17 protein-coding genes are annotated in these 16,425 nt (G+C 70.0%); 11 read left to right on the plus strand and 6 right to left on the minus strand.

The features are described 5' to 3' along the window. Positions 1 to 266 precede the first annotated feature (266 nt). The 5 genes from ABZ464_RS39280 to ABZ464_RS39300 all read right to left on the minus strand — a co-directional run bounded on the left by ABZ464_RS39280 (position 267) and on the right by ABZ464_RS39300 (position 5,285). Positions 267 to 1,538 carry an Nramp family divalent metal transporter gene (locus tag ABZ464_RS39280; RefSeq protein WP_359286008.1) on the minus strand — a complete coding sequence of 424 codons (1,272 nt, stop codon included), beginning with the start codon at positions 1,536 to 1,538 and terminating at the stop codon, positions 267 to 269. A 132-nt stretch (positions 1,539 to 1,670) separates the two neighbouring features. Next, positions 1,671 to 2,399: a GntR family transcriptional regulator gene (locus tag ABZ464_RS39285; RefSeq protein WP_359286011.1), complete on the minus strand. Its 729-nt coding sequence runs from the start codon at positions 2,397 to 2,399 to the stop codon at positions 1,671 to 1,673. Positions 2,400 to 2,455: 56 nt separating this feature from the next. Next, positions 2,456 to 3,178, minus strand: coding sequence for a hypothetical protein (locus ABZ464_RS39290; RefSeq protein WP_359286014.1), 723 nt, complete (start codon positions 3,176 to 3,178; stop codon positions 2,456 to 2,458). A gap of 1 nt (position 3,179) precedes the next feature. Then, positions 3,180 to 4,256, minus strand: coding sequence for a maleylacetate reductase (locus ABZ464_RS39295; protein ID WP_359286017.1), 1,077 nt, complete (start codon positions 4,254 to 4,256; stop codon positions 3,180 to 3,182). 72 nt (positions 4,257 to 4,328) lie between these two features. Further along, positions 4,329 to 5,285, minus strand: coding sequence for a VOC family protein (locus ABZ464_RS39300; protein WP_359286019.1), 957 nt, complete (start codon positions 5,283 to 5,285; stop codon positions 4,329 to 4,331). A gap of 189 nt (positions 5,286 to 5,474) precedes the next feature. Between ABZ464_RS39300 and ABZ464_RS39305 the strand changes: the two genes are divergently transcribed. Genes ABZ464_RS39305 through ABZ464_RS39345 form a run of 9 tightly spaced genes read left to right on the plus strand, consistent with a single transcriptional unit; the run spans position 5,475 to position 12,470 of the window. Continuing rightward, entirely contained in the window at positions 5,475 to 6,305 is an 831-nt protein-coding gene (locus ABZ464_RS39305) for an N-acyl homoserine lactonase family protein (RefSeq protein WP_359286021.1), read from the plus strand. Further along, positions 6,302 to 7,231 carry an NAD(P)-dependent oxidoreductase gene (locus tag ABZ464_RS39310; protein ID WP_359286024.1) on the plus strand — a complete coding sequence of 310 codons (930 nt, stop codon included), beginning with the start codon at positions 6,302 to 6,304 and terminating at the stop codon, positions 7,229 to 7,231. Before ABZ464_RS39305 ends, ABZ464_RS39310 begins: the two co-directional genes overlap by 4 nt. Continuing rightward, entirely contained in the window at positions 7,228 to 7,635 is a 408-nt protein-coding gene (locus tag ABZ464_RS39315) for a cupin domain-containing protein (RefSeq protein WP_359286027.1), read from the plus strand. The genes ABZ464_RS39310 and ABZ464_RS39315 overlap by 4 nt, the downstream gene beginning before the upstream one ends. Further along, positions 7,632 to 8,060 (plus strand): 4-carboxymuconolactone decarboxylase, encoded by a 429-nt coding sequence (gene pcaC / locus ABZ464_RS39320; protein WP_359286030.1) that lies wholly within the window; start codon positions 7,632 to 7,634, stop codon positions 8,058 to 8,060. The genes ABZ464_RS39315 and pcaC overlap by 4 nt, the downstream gene beginning before the upstream one ends. Next, the gene (locus tag ABZ464_RS39325; RefSeq protein WP_359286032.1) at positions 8,053 to 8,964 is read left to right on the plus strand and encodes an NAD(P)-dependent oxidoreductase; all 912 of its coding nucleotides are present in this window, start codon (positions 8,053 to 8,055) and stop codon (positions 8,962 to 8,964) included. The genes pcaC and ABZ464_RS39325 overlap by 8 nt, the downstream gene beginning before the upstream one ends. Then, positions 8,961 to 9,743, plus strand: coding sequence for a carboxymuconolactone decarboxylase family protein (locus tag ABZ464_RS39330; RefSeq protein ID WP_359286035.1), 783 nt, complete (start codon positions 8,961 to 8,963; stop codon positions 9,741 to 9,743). The genes ABZ464_RS39325 and ABZ464_RS39330 overlap by 4 nt, the downstream gene beginning before the upstream one ends. Next, positions 9,740 to 10,597 carry an SDR family oxidoreductase gene (locus ABZ464_RS39335; RefSeq protein WP_359286037.1) on the plus strand — a complete coding sequence of 286 codons (858 nt, stop codon included), beginning with the start codon at positions 9,740 to 9,742 and terminating at the stop codon, positions 10,595 to 10,597. The genes ABZ464_RS39330 and ABZ464_RS39335 overlap by 4 nt, the downstream gene beginning before the upstream one ends. Further along, positions 10,594 to 11,691, plus strand: a complete 1,098-nt coding sequence (locus ABZ464_RS39340) for a zinc-binding dehydrogenase (protein ID WP_359286039.1) — start codon at positions 10,594 to 10,596, stop codon at positions 11,689 to 11,691. The genes ABZ464_RS39335 and ABZ464_RS39340 overlap by 4 nt, the downstream gene beginning before the upstream one ends. Positions 11,692 to 11,702: 11 nt before the next feature. Further along, positions 11,703 to 12,470: a GntR family transcriptional regulator gene (locus ABZ464_RS39345; protein WP_359286042.1), complete on the plus strand. Its 768-nt coding sequence runs from the start codon at positions 11,703 to 11,705 to the stop codon at positions 12,468 to 12,470. A gap of 69 nt (positions 12,471 to 12,539) precedes the next feature. Here ABZ464_RS39345 and ABZ464_RS39350 read toward each other — a convergent pair whose 3' ends face one another. Beyond that, a complete protein-coding gene (locus ABZ464_RS39350) occupies positions 12,540 to 13,781 on the minus strand; it encodes an acyl-CoA dehydrogenase family protein (protein WP_359286044.1) in 1,242 nt (413 codons plus the stop codon). Between the two features lie 196 nt (positions 13,782 to 13,977). Here ABZ464_RS39350 and ABZ464_RS39355 point away from each other — a divergent pair, with 196 nt between their 5' ends. Both ABZ464_RS39355 and ABZ464_RS39360 read left to right on the plus strand, forming a co-directional pair. Then, complete coding sequence (locus tag ABZ464_RS39355; protein WP_359286046.1) at positions 13,978 to 15,144, plus strand: flavin reductase; 1,167 nt, start codon at positions 13,978 to 13,980, stop codon at positions 15,142 to 15,144. 36 nt (positions 15,145 to 15,180) lie between these two features. Further along, positions 15,181 to 16,422 (plus strand): acyl-CoA dehydrogenase family protein, encoded by a 1,242-nt coding sequence (locus tag ABZ464_RS39360; RefSeq protein ID WP_359286049.1) that lies wholly within the window; start codon positions 15,181 to 15,183, stop codon positions 16,420 to 16,422. Positions 16,423 to 16,425 lie beyond the last annotated feature (3 nt).

A 16,425-nucleotide genomic window follows, 5' to 3' on the forward strand; every position in this document is an offset into this window, starting at 1 on the left:
CCATGCTCAAGCACCGTGCCCTCTACCAGCCCGGACACGAACAAACAGCCTGACCAAGCCCACAGCCCTTGACCGAACAGATAGAAGCACCCCCCCCCGACGCCATCCCTGGCCTCAGGGCGGGATGGACCTGGCGATCGGCGCGAAGCGGGTGTGCGTGGTGATGACGCTGTTGGCCGGGAACGGCTCGCCGAAGTTCTGGAGACCTTCGGTATCACCCGCGACGACCTCGCCGAGAGCCCCGACATCCCGCTGGTGCGAGCGCCTCAGCCGAAGAACACCTGCTGAAGCAGGTACGCGTTGATCCCGGAGATGAGCAGCGCCGCCACCCATCCGACGAACGTCGTCACGCGACGGTTGACCAGATCCCCCATCAGATCCCGGCGGCGGCTGAGCAGGACCAGCGGGACGAGCGCGAAGGGGATCCCGAAGGAGAGCACCACCTGCGACATCAGCAGTACCGTGTCCGGCGACACCCCCAGCCCGAGGACGGCCAGCGCGGGCGCCATGGTGACGGCCCGGCGCAGGAACAGAGGGACCCGTATCCGCAGGAAGCCCTCCATGATGACCTGGCCGGAGTAGGTGCCCACACCCGAGGAGGAGAGGCCGGAGGCCAGCAGCGCGGCGGCGAAGGCCAGCGCCGCGCCGCCGCCCACGAGCCGGCCGAAGTCCTCGTGGGCGCTCGCCAGACTCCCGTCGAAGTCTCCGGCCGTGCCGTAGAAGACGGCGGCCGCGACACAGAGCATGGACAGGTTGATCAGCCCGGCCAGGCTCAGTCCCGCCATGGTGTCCACGCGCAGGGTACGCAGGGCGCGCCGGCGCTCCGCGGACCCCCGCGGCCGCTGCCGCTGCGCGGTGAGAGCCGAGTGCAGGTAGATGACGTGAGGCATGACGGTCGCGCCGATGATGCCGATGGCCAGGACCACCGAGTCGGTGCCGTGGAACTCCGGGACCATTCCCGCTGTCAGTCCCGAAGCGGACTGCCCGCCGGCCGCGATGACGGTGTAGGCGAAACCCAGGGCGATGATCGAGAGCAGGAAGACGATCACCAGCTCGAAGGGGCGGTAGCCGCGCTGCTGGAGGGCCAGGATCGCGAAGCTCACCACTGCGGTGATCAGCGCGGCAGGCAGCATCGGCACCTCGAGGAGGAGATAGAGACCGATCGCCGCGCCCACGAACTCCGCGAGGTCGGTGGCCATGGCGACGATCTCGGCCTGCACCCACAGCCCCCTGACGACCGGACGGGGAAAGTTGTCCCGGCAGAGCGTCGGCAGGTCCCGGCCGGTGGCCAGGCCGGTCTTCGCTGACAGGTACTGGATGAACATCGCGACCGCGCACGCCGCGACAAGGACCCACACGAGTAGATAGCCGTGCCGGGCTCCCGCCTGGACGTTGGTGGCGAAGTTGCCCGGGTCGACGTAGGCCACGGCGGCGACGAAGGCGGGCCCGTAGAAGGCGAACCGACGCCGGCGTGCGGCTCGGCGGAGTGCGGGGCCCCGCACGAGGGCGGGTGCTGCTGCGGAGGTACCGGTACTCATGTGGGCTCCTGCGGTGCAAGCTGTATCGGACCGTATGTGCGTATGATTGTCATACAAAAGTTCGGCGTATGGCAATGGGAGAGCAGTACCGCAGATGGGGATCGCCGGTTGCCGCGCGGCCGACGTGGACCGTCAGTCGCGGGGTGTGCCGGACTCGTTGGTGTCGAGGTCCGCCAGTGCGCTGAAGGCCGCCTGGTAGGACCGGTCCACATGGGTGCAGCAGGCTCGGACCGCCCGTTCGGCATCGCGGTCGGCCAGGGCGTCGTAGATCTCGCGCAGCTCGGCGCCCGCGACCCGGGCGCGACCGGGCGAACACAGCGAGACGCACATCAGTACGACGATCCGCGTCCGCAGTTTGGCCAGGGCGTCCAGGGTGGTCATGACGCCGGCGGCCCGCAGCAGCAGGCCGTAGAAGTTGTCCCGCGCGTGCAGCAGGGCCGCGGGGTCCGGCGGCAGCTCCGCCAGCGCCTCGAACTCCAGCAGGGTGCCGTGCAGCGCCCGCAGCTGGGAGTCGGAGGCCTGTGCGATGAAGCGGCGCACCGTGACCTCCTCCAGGGCGCGTCGTACCTCGTCGATCTCGGCGGCCTCCTCCGGTGAGGGCACCCGGACGACGGAGCCTTCGTCGACGCTGGTCAGCCAGCCCTGCTCGGAGAGGTCACGAAGGGCCTGGCCCACCACGGCCCGGGAGACGCCGGTGCGGGCCATGACGACGTTCACGTCGAGCCGCTGGCCCGGTGCCAGCCGCGACCAGCAGATGTCCTCGCGTACCGTCCGCAGGACGCGCTGCCTGGAGTCGGCCAGTACCGCCGCCGACTCCAGACGCGAGGGAGGCTTCCTTGCCCCTGAGCCTTCGTGCTCCACGGCAGCGAGGCTACGGTGACATCGTCATACGATCAATGCCTCATGTGGTGCCATTTCTATGCTTCCGCGCCGGGATGCGCGGGGGCCTCGTCGACGATCTCGACCCGTTCCAGCAGGCGCGTGCGCAGCATACGCCGCAGCCGCACGATCGAGTCCTCGTTGAGGTGGTGCAGGGGATCGTCGTACGTCGTGAACTCGACCCGGGCGCCCAGCGCGGCCAGTGCGCCGGCCGTCCGCTCGGCGCGGGGGAGCGGCACGAACTCGTCCTCCTCCGCGCACAGCAACACGATCTCGGTGCCCGGCAGGGCGTTTCCCGGCCCGGCCGGCCAGGGCACGGCGTCCGGCCCCAGATGGCCGCCGGTGTGCAGGAAGGCCCCCGCGTACGAGGGCTGGTCCCGCAGCAGGTACTCGGAGAGCAGACAAGCGCCCTGGGAGAAGCCGAACAGGACCACGTCCCGGGCAGCCCAGCCCGCGCGTGCGAGGTCGGCGAGGTGGGTTCGTACCGTGTCGAGCGCGTGGTCGAGGTGGGGCTGGTTCTCCTCCAGCGGCTCCATGAAGGCCCGCGGGTACCAGGTGTCGCCGTCGGCGCCGGGGATCACCCACGCGACCCCCGGCAGGTTCACCCGCTCGTACTGATCGACCATGAATCCGGGGCCCTGGCCCCGTCCGTGCACCGCGTACACCACCAGTCCGGCGTCGGCCAGAGGCGCGCCGCGCAGCAGGGGCGGCGCGGCGAGATGCGGGTTGCCGGGCCTCGTGCCGAATACCGTCGTGTTCATCTCAGTCCGCCTCACTGTCTCGTGGGGTCTCCCCGGCCCAGGCGCGGGTGAGCAGACCGGTCAAGATGTCCGCGTCCACCGGAACGGGGTTGTTCCGTGGCAGGTACGGCAGGATCAGCCGGGCCGCCTCCGGGATGTCCTCGCGTCGCATTCCGTGGTCGGCCAGGGCGCGCGGGGCATCGAGCTCCTCGCGCAGTGCGTTCAGTCCCGCCACCGGGGTGGCGCTGCCCAGCGCGGCGGCGATCCGGTGCGCGGAGTCCGGGGCTCCCGGGGCGTTCAGTTCCAGTACGTACGGCAGCACGGTGGCGTGGGTCTGCGCATGCGGGAGGTCGTACGCGCCGCCCAGTACATGGCAGATCTTGTGGTGCAGCCCCGAGCCGGCCGAGGCGAAGGCCACCCCGGACAGGTAGCAGCCGTACAGCGTGGCGTCACGCCCGGCGACGTCCTCCGGGTCCCGTACGACACGGCGCAGTCCGTCCGCCACCGCCCGCAGGCCCTCCATCGCGAAGGCCTGGTTCACGGGGTTGGCGCGCGGGGCCCACATGGAGTCGACGCAGTGGGCGATCGCGTTCAGCCCCGAGGCCACCGAGAGGCCGACCGGCAGCGAAAGGGTGAGCGCGGAGTCGTACACCACGGTGACCGGGAGGACCACGTCGTCGACGCCGGTGGTCTTGCGGGAGTTCTCCGTGAGCCCCCAGACGTTCGTGGCCTCGGAACCGGCGTACGTCGTGGGCACGGCGACGATCGGCAGCCGGTTGGTGAGTGCGACCGCCTTGGCCAGTCCGGTGGTGGACCCGCCGCCGACACAGACGACGAGGTCCGCGCCGCATTCGGCCGCCGCGGCCCGGGCGGCCTCGGCCTGCTCGACGGGGACATGGGGGCGTACGTCGCTGTGCCGGAGCACCACCGGCAGGTCCGCGGTGACGCGGTCGGTGATCGCGGACTCGGCCGGGGCGGCGATCACCATGACCCTGCGTGCGCCCAGCCGGTCGATCTCCGCGGCCAGATGCCGGGTGGCGCGTCCGTGGCCGAAGACGACGCGCTGGCCGAGCGTGATGTTCTCGAAGGTGAGGCTCACTGTCCGTTCCTGGTGGGAGTCGGGGGCCCGGACGCGTCCAGCGCCCGGGCCCTGGGGCGTACAGCGGGACCGTCAGTCGGTCGTGACCGGCTCCAGGCGCGACAGGATGCTCTCCCGCTCGCTCTCGAACTGCGGCGGCAGCATGAAGTTCTTGCCGAGTTCCTCGGGGGACTCGTCGCAGTCCCAGCCGCCGGCGTCGTCGGTGACCGCCAGCTCGAACAGGGCGCCGCCGGGGGTCCGCACGTAGTGGGACTTGAAGTAGGTGCGGTCCTTGAGCTCGGAGATGTCGGTGTAGCCGGCGCCCTCGATGTCGAACTTCACCGCGGACTGGTTCTCCAGGGTGTCCAGGTTCCAGGCGAAGTGGTGGTAGGTGCCGGCGCCGAAGGTCCAGGTGCCCTGGTCGTCGGTCCGGTTCCCGCGCAGCTCGATGAAGTTTCCGTACTCCTGGGTGCCGACCTGGAAGGAGGCGATGTCGCCCTCCTCCGAGACCTTGCCCTGGGAGAAGAAGGCGTCGTTGCCGAAGTCGACCATGCGGTCCTGGTCGTACACGTGGAGGCCCACGCCATGGATGCCGTGGACGGCGGCCGCGGCGTCCACGCCGTTGCCCGTGAAGCCCTCGCGCGGGTCGTTCTCGTTGCCGACCAGGACGTACTCGATGCCGGACGGGTGCTCGAAGGCGACGCGTCCGGTGCCGAGGGCCTCGAAGCGCCTGGCCTGGATGTCGTGCTGTGCGAGCCGCTTCGTCCAGTAGTCGAGGGAGTCGGCGGGGACGGAGAGGAGCACCTCGCGTGCCTGGTTGGTGCCCCGCTTGCCGTACACACCGGCCTGCGCCCAGGGGAACGTGGTGACCACGGAGGACGGGTCGCCGTTCGCGTTGGAGTAGTAGAAGTGGTAGATCGGCGCGGAACCGTCGTACAGCACGGTCTTCTTGATGAAGCGCATGCCCAGGACCCTGGTGTGGAAGTCCACGTCCTCCTGCGCGCCACCCACGGACAGCGTCACGTGGTGGGAGCCGACGAGATACGTCATTGCTCGAGTCTCCTTCTCTGGGGAAGTCAGCCGTATGATTGTCATACGATATGACGGCCCAATGTCAATGGGGAGACCCGAATCGGGCATGGTCGGCCTGGTGATCGCGCCGATCGCCCCCGTTGTCAGGGCGTTTGGTCTGCGCTAACGTGCCGACCGTGCTTTGTCGGACAATAATACGGAGATACCGTGAGTCGATTGCTCGCCGACGACACGTACGAAGTCCTCATCGTGCGGTACGCGTCCCGCATGACGACCCGCGGTCTGGTCTTCCTCAACCACCACCTGTACGGCGAACCGGACGGCCCGATCGGGATGGACTACTACGTCTGGGTCGTCCGCAACGAACGGCGCTGCATCGTCGTCGACACCGGATACAGCGAGCTCGGCGGGCGCAACCGGGACCGCGGCCACCTCATCCACCCCGGTGAGGCGCTGCGGCGCCTGGGCGTGGAGTCAGCCGACTCCACGGTGGTCCTCACCCACGCCCACTACGACCACGCCGGCAACGTGGACCTCTTTCCGGACTCCAAGGTGATCGTGCCGCGTACCGAGTTCGACTTCTGGACCGGCGACTGCGCGCGGCGCTTCCAGTTCCACCACACCGTCGAAGAGACCGAGATCGACCATCTGCGCAAGGTCCACGAGCAGGGCCGCATGGTGTTCCACCGCGGCCACGAGGAGATCGCGCCCGGCGTGGAGCTGATCGAACTCGGCGGCCACTCACCGGGGCAGGCGATCCTCACCGTCAAAACCGACGAAGGGCTCGTCCTGCTCGCCTCCGACGCCACGCACTACTACGAGGAACTGGAACGCGACCTGCCGTTCCTCGTGGTCGCCGACCTGGAGGCGATGTACCGGGGCTTCGACTTCATGAAGCAGGTCATCGCGGACCGCGAGGCGATCCTCGTCCCCGGCCACGACCCGCACGTACTCGACCGGCACCGGCGGCTCGACGGCCCGATGGGGGAGTTCACCGCGGTGATCGGCGCCCCGCGAAACGAAGGAGCACCAGCATGACCAGCGCCCCGACGCCTCCGGTGGGCTTCATCGGACTCGGCAACATGGGCGGCCGGATGGCCCGCCGCCTGGTGGACGCCGGGCACCAGGTGCTCGGACACGACACCCGCCCGGAGAACATCACCGCCTGCGGAGCCACCCCGGCCGCGTCCGTCGCCGAGCTGACCCGGCGATGTGACGTCGTGCTGCTCTCCCTCCCGGAGAGCAAGGTCGTCGAGGCCGTGGTCCTCGGCGAGGAGGGCCTGCTGGCCGGCGCCAGGGAAGGGCAGGTCGTCGTCGACCTGAGCACCTCGGCACCCGACTCCACCGTTCGCCTTCACGGCGAACTCGCCGACCGTGGCGCCACCCTGCTCGACGCCGGGATCTCCGGCGGCGCAGCGGCGGCCGAGAAGGGCACCCTCACCCTCATGGTCGGCGGCGACACCGCCGCCCTGGACCGGGTGCGCCCGCTGCTCGACGCCTTCTCCGTCAACGTGTTCCACTGCGGAGCCGTCGGCACGGGCCACACGGCCAAGCTGCTCAACAACTTCCTCAACGCCGTCGCCCTGTCCGCCACCGCCGAGGTGATGGTCGCCGGGCGCAAGGCGGGACTCGACCTCCAGGTCCTCCTGGACGTGCTCAACACCAGCTCGGGTGTCAACTTCGCGACACGGAACCGTTTCCCGAAGATCATCCACGGTGACTACCTCAAGGGCGGCCTGACCAACGCGCTGATGATGAAGGACGTCCTCGCCTACGTCGACCTCGTCACCGGTCTCGGCGTCGCCAGCCCCAACTCCGCCGCCCCGCTGGCCTCCTTCGGCCTCGCCCTCCAGCTGGGCTACGCGCAGGACATCAGCAACACCGTCGTCGACGCGATCGGCGATGTCTCCGGGCGCGTCCGCGTCCACGGCGGCGCGTACGACGCCGGAAAGGACAAGTCGTGAAGCTGATCCACGGAACCACCCAGCACGGAGCAGGCACCAAGACCGGCTCGCAGTTCACCGGCACCGTGCACGCCTACCTCACCATGCCCGCCACCGACGGTGTGACCATCAACACCGTCAACTTCGCACCAGGTGCCCGCACCTACTGGCACACCCACGAACACGGCCAGATCCTCCAGGTGCTCGCCGGAAGCGGATACGTCGCGACCGAGCAGGACGGCGTCCGGCTGCTGCGGGCCGGGGACACCGTGTGGTGCCCGCCGGGCGAGCGGCACTGGCACGGCGCCGCCCCCGACTCCTTCATGAGCCACACGGCCATCTCGCTCGGGACCACCGCCTGGGCCGAGGAGGTCGCCCCGGAGCAGTACCCCGCCCCCTCACCGCAGAGGACTGAGACACCATGACCGTCGAACCGCTCACCACCGACGTCAGCCCCCGCGACGCCACCCACCACGACACCTACGAGGCAGGCCTCGCCATCCGCAAGGCGGTGCTCGGCGCCGACCACGTCGAGCGCTCGCTGGCCGGGGTCAGCGACTTCGCCCGACCCATGCAGGAACTGGTCACCGAGTACTGCTGGGGCGCCGTGTGGAGCCGCCCCGGACTCGAACGGCGTACCCGCAGCCTGGTCAACCTCGCCATGCTCACCGCCCTGGGCCGCAACCACGAACTCGGAGTCCACGTCAAGGGAGCCCTCACCAACGGGGTGACCGTCGAGGAGATCCAGGAAGTGCTGCTCCAGACGGCCGTCTACGTCGGCGTCCCGGCGGCACTGGAGTCCTTCCGGGTCGCCGAGCAGGTCCTGAACGAGGTCAAGGGCGATGACTGACCACTCCGAAGCCCTCCCCGCGGTCGCCTTCGTCGGCCTGGGCAACATGGGCGGGCCGATGTCCGCGCGCCTGGTCCGTGCCGGATACCCCGTGACCGGCTACGACCCGGTGCCGGGGGCCCGCGCCGCACTGGCCGGGGCGGGCGGCCGTACCGCGGAGACCGCTGCCGAAGCGGCCCGGAACGCCGACGTCGTCGTCCTCATGCTCCCGAGCAGCGAGGTCGTCGAGGCAGTCCTCGGCGACCCCGCCGTTCTCGCGGCACTGGGCGAGGGCGGCACAGTCGTGGACATGAGCTCCTCCGACCCGATGTCCACCCGGCGCCTTGCCGCGAGCCTCGAAGCCCGCGGCGTCACACTCGTCGACGCACCCGTGTCCGGCGGGGTCAAGGGCGCGGAGAACGGCAGGCTCACCATCATGGCGGGCGGTGCCGAGGACGAGGTGAAACGGCTCTCCCCCCTGTTCGCCACCCTGGGCACCGCCCGGCGGGCCGGTGAGGTCGGCGCGGGACACGCCCTCAAGGCCATCAACAACCTGCTCTCCGCCACCCATCTGCTCGCCACGGCCGAGGGCGTCCTCGCCGGTGAGCGGTTCGGGCTCGACCCGGCGGTCATGGTCGAACTGATCAACTCCTCCAGCGGTCGCAGCGGTTCGACCGACAACAAGTTCCCGAACTTCGTGCTGCCCGGCACCTACGACTCCGGCTTCGGCATGAAGCTCATGGTCAAGGACATGCGCATCGCCGTCGGCCTGGCCCGTGCACTCGGCGTCGCCGGCCCCCTCACCGACCACGCCGTGGCCCTCTGGGAACAGGCGCTCGCCACCCTGCCCGACACCGCGGACCACACCGAGATCGCCCGCTGGGCCTTCGCGGGCGCCGCCGACCGAGAGCCGGTGACCGGATGAGCACGCCCACCCAGGACGAACTCCGACTCCGCGAGGCCGTGGTCGAGTTGCACGGTGCCTGGGACGAGCAGTGGCAGGCGGTCCTCGAACTCGCGCCCCACCTCCTCGCCGCCTACGTACGGCTGGCCGGTGTCCCGCAGCGCAAGGGGCACCTCGACCCCAAGACCCGCGAGCTGATCTACCTGGCCGTCGACGCGGCCGCCACACACATGTACGCACCCGGCGTACGGCGCCACATCCGCCGGGCACTCGAACTCGGCGCCACACCGGGCGAGATCACCGAGGTCGTCGAACTCACCACGACCCTGGGCATCCACGCGATGAACATCGGAGTGCCCCTGCTCGCCGAGCTTCTCCAGGAACGCGGCCTGCGTGACGGCCCGGCCGAACTCGACGCCTACCAGAAGGAGCTGAAAGAGCGGTTCACCGAGACCCGCGGCTACTGGCACGAGTTCTGGGACGAGATCCTCGAGCTCGACCCGGAGATGTTCGAGGCCTACACCGACTTCTCCTCGGTGTCCTGGGAGCACGGCTCACTGAAGCCCAAGGTCAGGGAGTTCGTCTACACGGCCTTCGACTGTGCCTCCACCCACCTCTACGTCAAGGGGTGGAAGCTGCACATGGACAACGCGCTCGGTTACGGAGCGACCGTCGGCGAGCTGCTCGAAGTCATGGAGATCGCCGCGGTGATGGGCATGCAGAGCGCTCTCCAGGCACTGCCCGTGCTGCGCGAGGAACAAGCCCGATCCCTGCGACAGACGGGAGCAGAAGGAAAATGACACTGCGTGGACTGGCCGGGAAGACGGCCGTCGTCACCGGCGCCGCCGGCGGCCTCGGACGAGCCACCGTGGAGCGGCTCGCCGAGGAGGGCGTGAGGGTCGTCGCCGTCGACCTCGACGAGGCGGCGGCCAAGGAGGTCGCCGCGTCGGCCGGCGGCGACGTCGTCGGTGTCGGGGCGGACGTGACGACCGAGACCGGCGTCGACACCTACATGCGGGCCGCCCTGGACGCCTTCGGACAGGTGGACCTGCATCATCTCAACGCCGGGATCGCCGGTTCCCTCGCCGACCTCGTCGACGTGACCGTGGAGGAATGGGAGAAGGTGATGGCCGTCAACCTGCGCGGCCCCTTCCTCGGCGTACGCGCGGCGTTCCGTCACTACCTGGAGCGCGGCGGCGTCGGCTCGATCGTCGTCACCGCGTCCATCGCCGGACTGCGCGGCAGCAACGACCTGCTCGCGTACACCACGTCCAAGCACGGCACGGTCGGCCTGGTCCACGGCGCCGCCGTGTACGGCGGGCCCATCGGCGTGCGGGTGAACGCGGTGGCGCCCGGTATCGTGCCCACCCCGATATTCGGCGAGGCCGGGATGGCCGACATGCGCCGCCGCGCGGGCACCTCGCCGCTGCGGCGGGCGGGCCGCCCGGACGAGGTGGCTGCGACGGTCGCCTTCCTGCTCAGTGACGAGTCGAGCTATGTCACCGGCGAGATCTTCTCCGTCGACGGCGGCGCCAGCGTGCAGAACACCAACCGCAGAGGCGGGGGAGCGGGGCTGTGGGACGTCTCGGTGACGGACGAGGCGCTCCTCGCACGCCATCGGGCAGCGGCCGCGGAACAGGAGACGACACGATGAAGACGATGCCGACCATGCGCGCCGCCCTGCTCCGCGGCTTCGAACAGCCCCTGAACGTCGAGGAGGTCGAACTCCTCGACCTCGCCCCGACCCGGGTCCTGGTCCGCACGAAGGCGACCCCGTTCTGCTCCACCGACGTGACCAGCTTCCACGGCCGCCTCGGCAAGGTCCCCCCGACGATCCTCGGCCACGCCGCCGTCGGCGAGGTGATCGAGGTCGGCGGCGAGGTCCGCGGCATCGAGGTCGGACAGCGGGTCGTCGTCCCCGGCACGCCCGAGTGCGGCGACTGCTTCTACTGCGCCCTCGGCCGCCCGGACCAGTGCTCCGAGCTGTTCGACCTCGCCGGCGTCTATCCGGACGTGGCGCGTACCTCCGACGGTCTGCTGGTGAACGCGGCGGGCTGCGTGGGCGGATACGCCGAGATCATGAGCGTCTCGCAGAACCAGGTCTTCCCCGTCGACACCGACCTGCCCTGGGAGGTGATCTCCCTCCTCGGATGCGGTATCACCACCGGGGTGGGGGCCGTCCTGAACGTCGCCCGGGTCGGGCCGGACGACGCGGTCGCCGTGGTGGGGGCGGGACACGTGGGACTGTGGGCCGTACAGGCCGCTCGCCTGGCCGGGGCCCGCGAAGTGGTCGTCGTCGAACCCCTGGAGCACCGCCGCGAGGTGGCGCTCCAGGTGGGTGCCACGGTGGCCGTCGCACCCGAGGACGCGCCGACCGCCGTACGGGACGTGACGCAGGGACGAGGCGCCGACAAGGTCGTCGAGGCAGCCGGCCCCCCGTCCGCCCAGCGGCTGGCCCTCGAACTCTCGCGGCGGGCCGGGACAGTGGTGCTCTCCGGCCTGAGGGACGCGGCGGCTGAGGTCTCGTTCTCGCAGATCCCGCTCGCGATCCACAGCCGCCAGGTGCTCAGCACACAGAACGGCAACGTCCGGATGCGCCGCGACCTCCCCGCCTACATCCGTCTCCTGGAACGCGGAGCACTCGACCCGGCGCCCGTCATCACCTCCACCTATCGCCTCGACGACATCAACACCGCGCTCCAGCGGTCCGAACGCCTCGAGGACCTCTCGGGCGTGTTCGTCTTCTGAGGAGGGGGACCATGCCAGTGCCAAGGACGGGGGCCACGCCGGCCGCCTCGAAGCCCGCCACCCCGCCCCCGACCGCGAACTCCCTCGCCTCGGCCTGGGCCACCAGCCCCGTCGGCCGCATCGCCGCACCCCTGCGCGAGCAGGTCGTCACAGCGCTGCGCGAGGCGATCCTCGACTTCCGCCTGGAACCGGGCCGACGGCTCGTCGAACGGGAACTCGTGGAGCAGCTCGACGTCTCCCGCACCACCGTCCGCGAAGCCCTGCGTGAGCTGACCTCCGAAGGACTGATCAAGGTCGTCCCCCAGAAGGGAGCCGTGGTCGCGGCGCCCACCCACGACGAGGCACGCGATCTCTACGACGTCCGGTGCGCGCTGGAGACCCTGCTCGTGCGCCGGTTCGTCGAGAAGGCTCCACGCTCGAAGGTCCACGCCCTCGAAGCGGCGGCTGAACACTTCGCCGAGGTCGCCTCGCGGGAGAACGTCGAGCCCCGCGAGGTCCTGGAGGCGCGGCGCGCGTTCAACGCCGTACTCCACGACGGCGTCGGCAGCGAGGTGCTCCGGCAGCTCGTGGACGGCGTCCAGGCCAAGGTGCGCGTGCTGGTCGTCAAGGGCATGTCGACGAACCACTCCGAGGTGATCTCGGAGCTGCGTGACATCGTCGCCGCGGTCAAGAAGCGGGACGCGGACACGGCGGTCGAGGTCTACACCAGGCACATGCGACGCGTTGCCGCGAACGCCCTGGAGGGCCTGAAGAGGCTGGAGGGGCACCAGAAGCCATGACAGCGCAAGGCGCACGGCAGTGCACCGGAGGGGCCGAGAAGAGAACGACTCGGCCCCTCCGGTGCTCCGTCAGAACGTCAGCGGCCGGCCGAAGTGGTAGCGCGACACCGACCCGTACGTGACATCCCACTTGGCGGCGATGTGCGTCCTGAACATCGCCACGTCCCGGTAGTACTTCTCCATCGGCGAACCCCTGCGTGCCGAACTGGACCCGGCGGTGGAGAAGGCCAGGTCCACGGCCTGGTTGGCGAGCTGAGCGCCCTGCAGGATGACTCCGCGCAGCCGGGCGTCCTCCTCGGGCGTGAACTCCTGACGGGTGCGCTCCCAGCGTCGGCCCAGCTCGGTGTACTGCCGCATCGCGCCGAGCAGCAGGGTCTCGCCGGCGTCGATCTGGGCGAGCATCTTGCCGTACCAGCGGTGGAACTCCGGCGACTCGGTGCGCGGCATCATCGGCGGGAAGCTCGTGGGGCGGGCGGTCATCAGCTCGTCGAAGGCGTCGAAGGCGGCCCAGGCGGCCCCGATCTGGGTGGCGACGAGTTCGCAGTTGAAGAAGGCGAGGGTGCGGCCCAGGTACATCGGGTTGCCGTGCAGTCGGTATCCGACCGTGCCGTGCTCGCCGAGCGTGTGGTCCTTGAAGTCGTAGACCACGCTGAGGTGTTCGGGCACGAGGGCGTCCTCGACACGGACCGAGTTGGAGCTGGAGGCCCGCATGCCGAGGACGTGGTCACCGCCCCAGTCGTCGAGGATCTCGTAGTCGCACCGCGGCACGAGATACGCGCGCAGCCCGAGCGGCTCCTCCCGCTCGGTGAAGGTCGGCGCGACGAGCATGGCGTGGGTGCTCCACATCGAGCCCGAGCAGTAGTCCCAGGTGCCGCTGAGCCGGTAGCCGCGCGCGGTGCGGACCGCCCGGCCGCGAGGGATGGTGCGGCCGGGCGCGATGACGTCCTGTGCGAACAGCTCTTCCTGCGCCTGCTCGGAGAAGAAGGACGCGATGTGCCACGCGTGCCCGGCGCCCAGCACGAACGACCACCCGACGCCCGGATCGCCGCGCGAGATCTCCACGGCGACCCGCAGGAAGTCCTCCAGCGGCAGCTCCAGGCCGCCGTACCGCTTCGGCTGGAGCATCCGGTAGAAGCCGGCGTCGAGCAGCTGTTTGTGGATCACTTCCGAGTAGCCGCCGAGCGTCTCGTGCTCCGCCTGCGCGGCCCGCAGGACCGGGCGGAGCCGGGTCGCCACTCCGAGGAGGTGGTCGACTGTGCCCTCCGCCGCAGACGGGGGCGCGGAGTCCGCGGCGTACAGGCTTGCGCTCATCGAGCTCTCCTCTCGACAGGTAACTTTGTATGACGATATTATCGTCGTGCAGCGGATGACGCCAGATGGAACCGCTCATCAGTGGGATGGCCCAGGTGGAAGCCCGCCATCCACCTCTTTACGTCATTGTGCGATCGTCATACAGTCCCCTCGACGTGCTCGTCGATGTGCCGGGACCTCAGAGGAGTTGGTTGTGATGTCCACGCCGTCCGTCGTCACCCAGTCCGGCGCCGGCCCGGTCACCGCGCGGGAGTTCCGCGACGTCATCGGGCGGTTCGCCACCGGCGTCACCGTCATCACGACGGAGCAGGACGGCACGCGCTACGGCAGCACGGCCAGCGCGGTCAGCTCCCTCACGGACGACCCGCCGATGCTGCTGATCTGCCTCAACCGCAACTCGGCCACCGCCTCGGCCGTCCGCGACAGCGGCTCCTTCGCGGTGAACGTCCTCGCCGAGGACCACGTCGACCTGGCCACCCGGTTCGCCTCCCGCGTCCCGGACAAGTACGACGGCGTGCCCACCGAGACCGCCTCCAACGGCTCACCCCTCCTGGTCGGGGCCATCGCGCACCTCATCTGCCGGGTCGCCGAGCAGGTCGAGGCCGGGACCCACTACGTCTTCCTCGCCCATGTCGAGGAGGCGATGTCGTACCCCGGCCATCCGCTCGCCTACTTCCGTGGCCGCTTCGGCCGGATGCAGACCGCGCCCGAGGCCGCCGTCCTGCGCGAGGTCCGCGCCCGTGTCCTGGACGCCGGCAGTGACGTCGAGGAGGTCATCGACACCAGCCGCTGGGCCGAGGAGTTCGGCGTCGACGTGGGCCGAGTCCACCGCGCCCTGGTCGCCCTCGCCGACGAGGGGATCGTCCGGCGTCAGGCAGGGGAATACCTCATCACCCCCGTCCCCGACTCGATCATCGACGAGGTCTACAGGGCCAAGCTCACCATCGAGACCGGCGTCGCGGAACTGACCGTCGGCCACGCCACCGACGGGCAGCTCGCCCGGCTGCGCGAGCTGATGGAGGACACCCTCGGCTTCGTCAAGGACGGCCACTTCACCGACCCCGAGGGCTGGGTTCGGGCCAACGAACGCTTCCACGAGTACATGGTCGAGCTGGCCGGCTCGGCGATCCTCCTCGACACCTACCGCCGGCTCTGCCTGCCGGGACTCAACCTGCGCGCCCTCGACGCTGCGAGCTACGCCTCCAGCTCCCTCCTCGACGACCACCGCAGGCTCGTCGAGGGTTACGAGGCCGGCGACCTGGCGCACGTCCTGGCCGTCCTCCGCCAGCACGCGCAGCGCCCGCTGGAGATGCGCCGCGAGGACCAGCTGCGCCGCTCCGCCGACGCCAACCCCGTCGGCTGACCCGGGCCACGCCCTTCAGGACGCTTAGGAGATCAGATGACCACAGTCCACGCCCCCGCACAGCCCGGCCTCGACGCACCCTCCGAGGAGGAACTCGTCGGACGGGCCCGCGCGATGCGCGAGGAACTCCTCGCCCGCCAGGAGGAGGCGGAGAAGCTGACCCACCTCCCCCCGGACCTGCACGAGCAGTTCCTCGCCCACGGCTTCTACGACATGTTCGTACCGAAGACCTACGGCGGCCTGGAGGTCTCGCCCAGGACGTTCTTCGAGGTCTGCAAGGAACTCGCCCGCGGCGACATGGGCAGCGCCTGGTGCTTCGCACTGGCCGCCAACCACGCTCTGCACGTGGCCTCCTGGTACCCGAAGGAGGTCCAGGACCGGGCCTTCGGCAACCGCGACTTCCGTGCCGCGTCGGTCTCCGCGCCCACGGTCAGGGCGAGGCGGACCGACGGCGGCTATGTCCTCGACGGTGTCGTCGACTACTGCTCCGGCATCCCCCACTCCACCTGGTACCTCGGCCAGTGCATGGTCGAGCAGGAGGAGGGGGCTGCCCCTGTGATGGGCATGTTCCTCGCGCCCCAGGACACCTTCGAGCGGATGCACAACTGGGGCGAGTCCACCGGCCTGAAGGCCACCGGCTCCGAGAGCATCCGCTTCACCGACGCGTTCGTCGCGGCCGACCTGGTCATCGAGGACGCCAACATGATCGACATCCCGGTGAAGGACGGCACGGTCGGTTCCCGGCTGCACGGCAACCCCATGTACGCCGGGCGCGGCCTGCTGACGTTCACCGTCTCCCTCGCCAGTCTCGCCGTCGGCGGCCTCTACCACGCCCTCGACGAGTTCGAACACCTCATGCGCACCCGCAAGACGCCGCTCCCGCCGGTCCAGCTGCGCCTGCACGACGTGGACTACCAGCGCCACTACGGCGCCGCCTGGACGAAGATCAGGACCGCCGAACTGGCCCTAGACGGCGTCATCGCACAGCACGCCGAGTACTGCCGCGGCACGGTCGACGGCACCCGCGAGTACACGTTCCTCGACGACTGGAGCCTGTCCTGCGTGGTCCGCGAGATCATCGTCCAGCTCTGGGAGACCCTCCAGCACGATCTGCTGCGCGTCGTCGGCTCCGGTTCCATGCGCCGAGGCGAACGCTTCGAGCGCATCTTCCGCGACATGAGCTCGCTGCTCACCCACCGCAACCCGATGCTGCGCGAGCAGGCGTTCCGCAACACCGCCAACCTGCTCCTGGAGATTCCGCCGCCCGAGGCCCGCTGACCT

Source organism: Streptomyces sp. NPDC005820, from assembly GCF_040630255.1.
Classification (GTDB): Bacteria; Actinomycetota; Actinomycetes; order Streptomycetales; family Streptomycetaceae; genus Streptomyces.

Coding starts and splice junctions, on each gene's coding strand:
- ABZ464_RS39280 (WP_359286008.1), bottom strand. CDS start 1,538: ATGAGTACCGGTACCTCCGCAGCAGCACCCGCCCTCGTGCGGGGCCCC.
- ABZ464_RS39290 (WP_359286014.1), bottom strand. CDS start 3,178: ATGAACACGACGGTATTCGGCACGAGGCCCGGCAACCCGCATCTCGCC.
- ABZ464_RS39300 (WP_359286019.1), bottom strand. CDS start 5,285: ATGACGTATCTCGTCGGCTCCCACCACGTGACGCTGTCCGTGGGTGGC.
- ABZ464_RS39310 (WP_359286024.1), top strand. CDS start 6,302: ATGACCAGCGCCCCGACGCCTCCGGTGGGCTTCATCGGACTCGGCAAC.
- pcaC (WP_359286030.1), top strand. CDS start 7,632: ATGACCGTCGAACCGCTCACCACCGACGTCAGCCCCCGCGACGCCACC.
- ABZ464_RS39325 (WP_359286032.1), top strand. CDS start 8,053: ATGACTGACCACTCCGAAGCCCTCCCCGCGGTCGCCTTCGTCGGCCTG.
- ABZ464_RS39330 (WP_359286035.1), top strand. CDS start 8,961: ATGAGCACGCCCACCCAGGACGAACTCCGACTCCGCGAGGCCGTGGTC.
- ABZ464_RS39335 (WP_359286037.1), top strand. CDS start 9,740: ATGACACTGCGTGGACTGGCCGGGAAGACGGCCGTCGTCACCGGCGCC.
- ABZ464_RS39340 (WP_359286039.1), top strand. CDS start 10,594: ATGAAGACGATGCCGACCATGCGCGCCGCCCTGCTCCGCGGCTTCGAA.
- ABZ464_RS39345 (WP_359286042.1), top strand. CDS start 11,703: ATGCCAGTGCCAAGGACGGGGGCCACGCCGGCCGCCTCGAAGCCCGCC.
- ABZ464_RS39350 (WP_359286044.1), bottom strand. CDS start 13,781: ATGAGCGCAAGCCTGTACGCCGCGGACTCCGCGCCCCCGTCTGCGGCG.
- ABZ464_RS39355 (WP_359286046.1), top strand. CDS start 13,978: ATGTCCACGCCGTCCGTCGTCACCCAGTCCGGCGCCGGCCCGGTCACC.
- ABZ464_RS39360 (WP_359286049.1), top strand. CDS start 15,181: ATGACCACAGTCCACGCCCCCGCACAGCCCGGCCTCGACGCACCCTCC.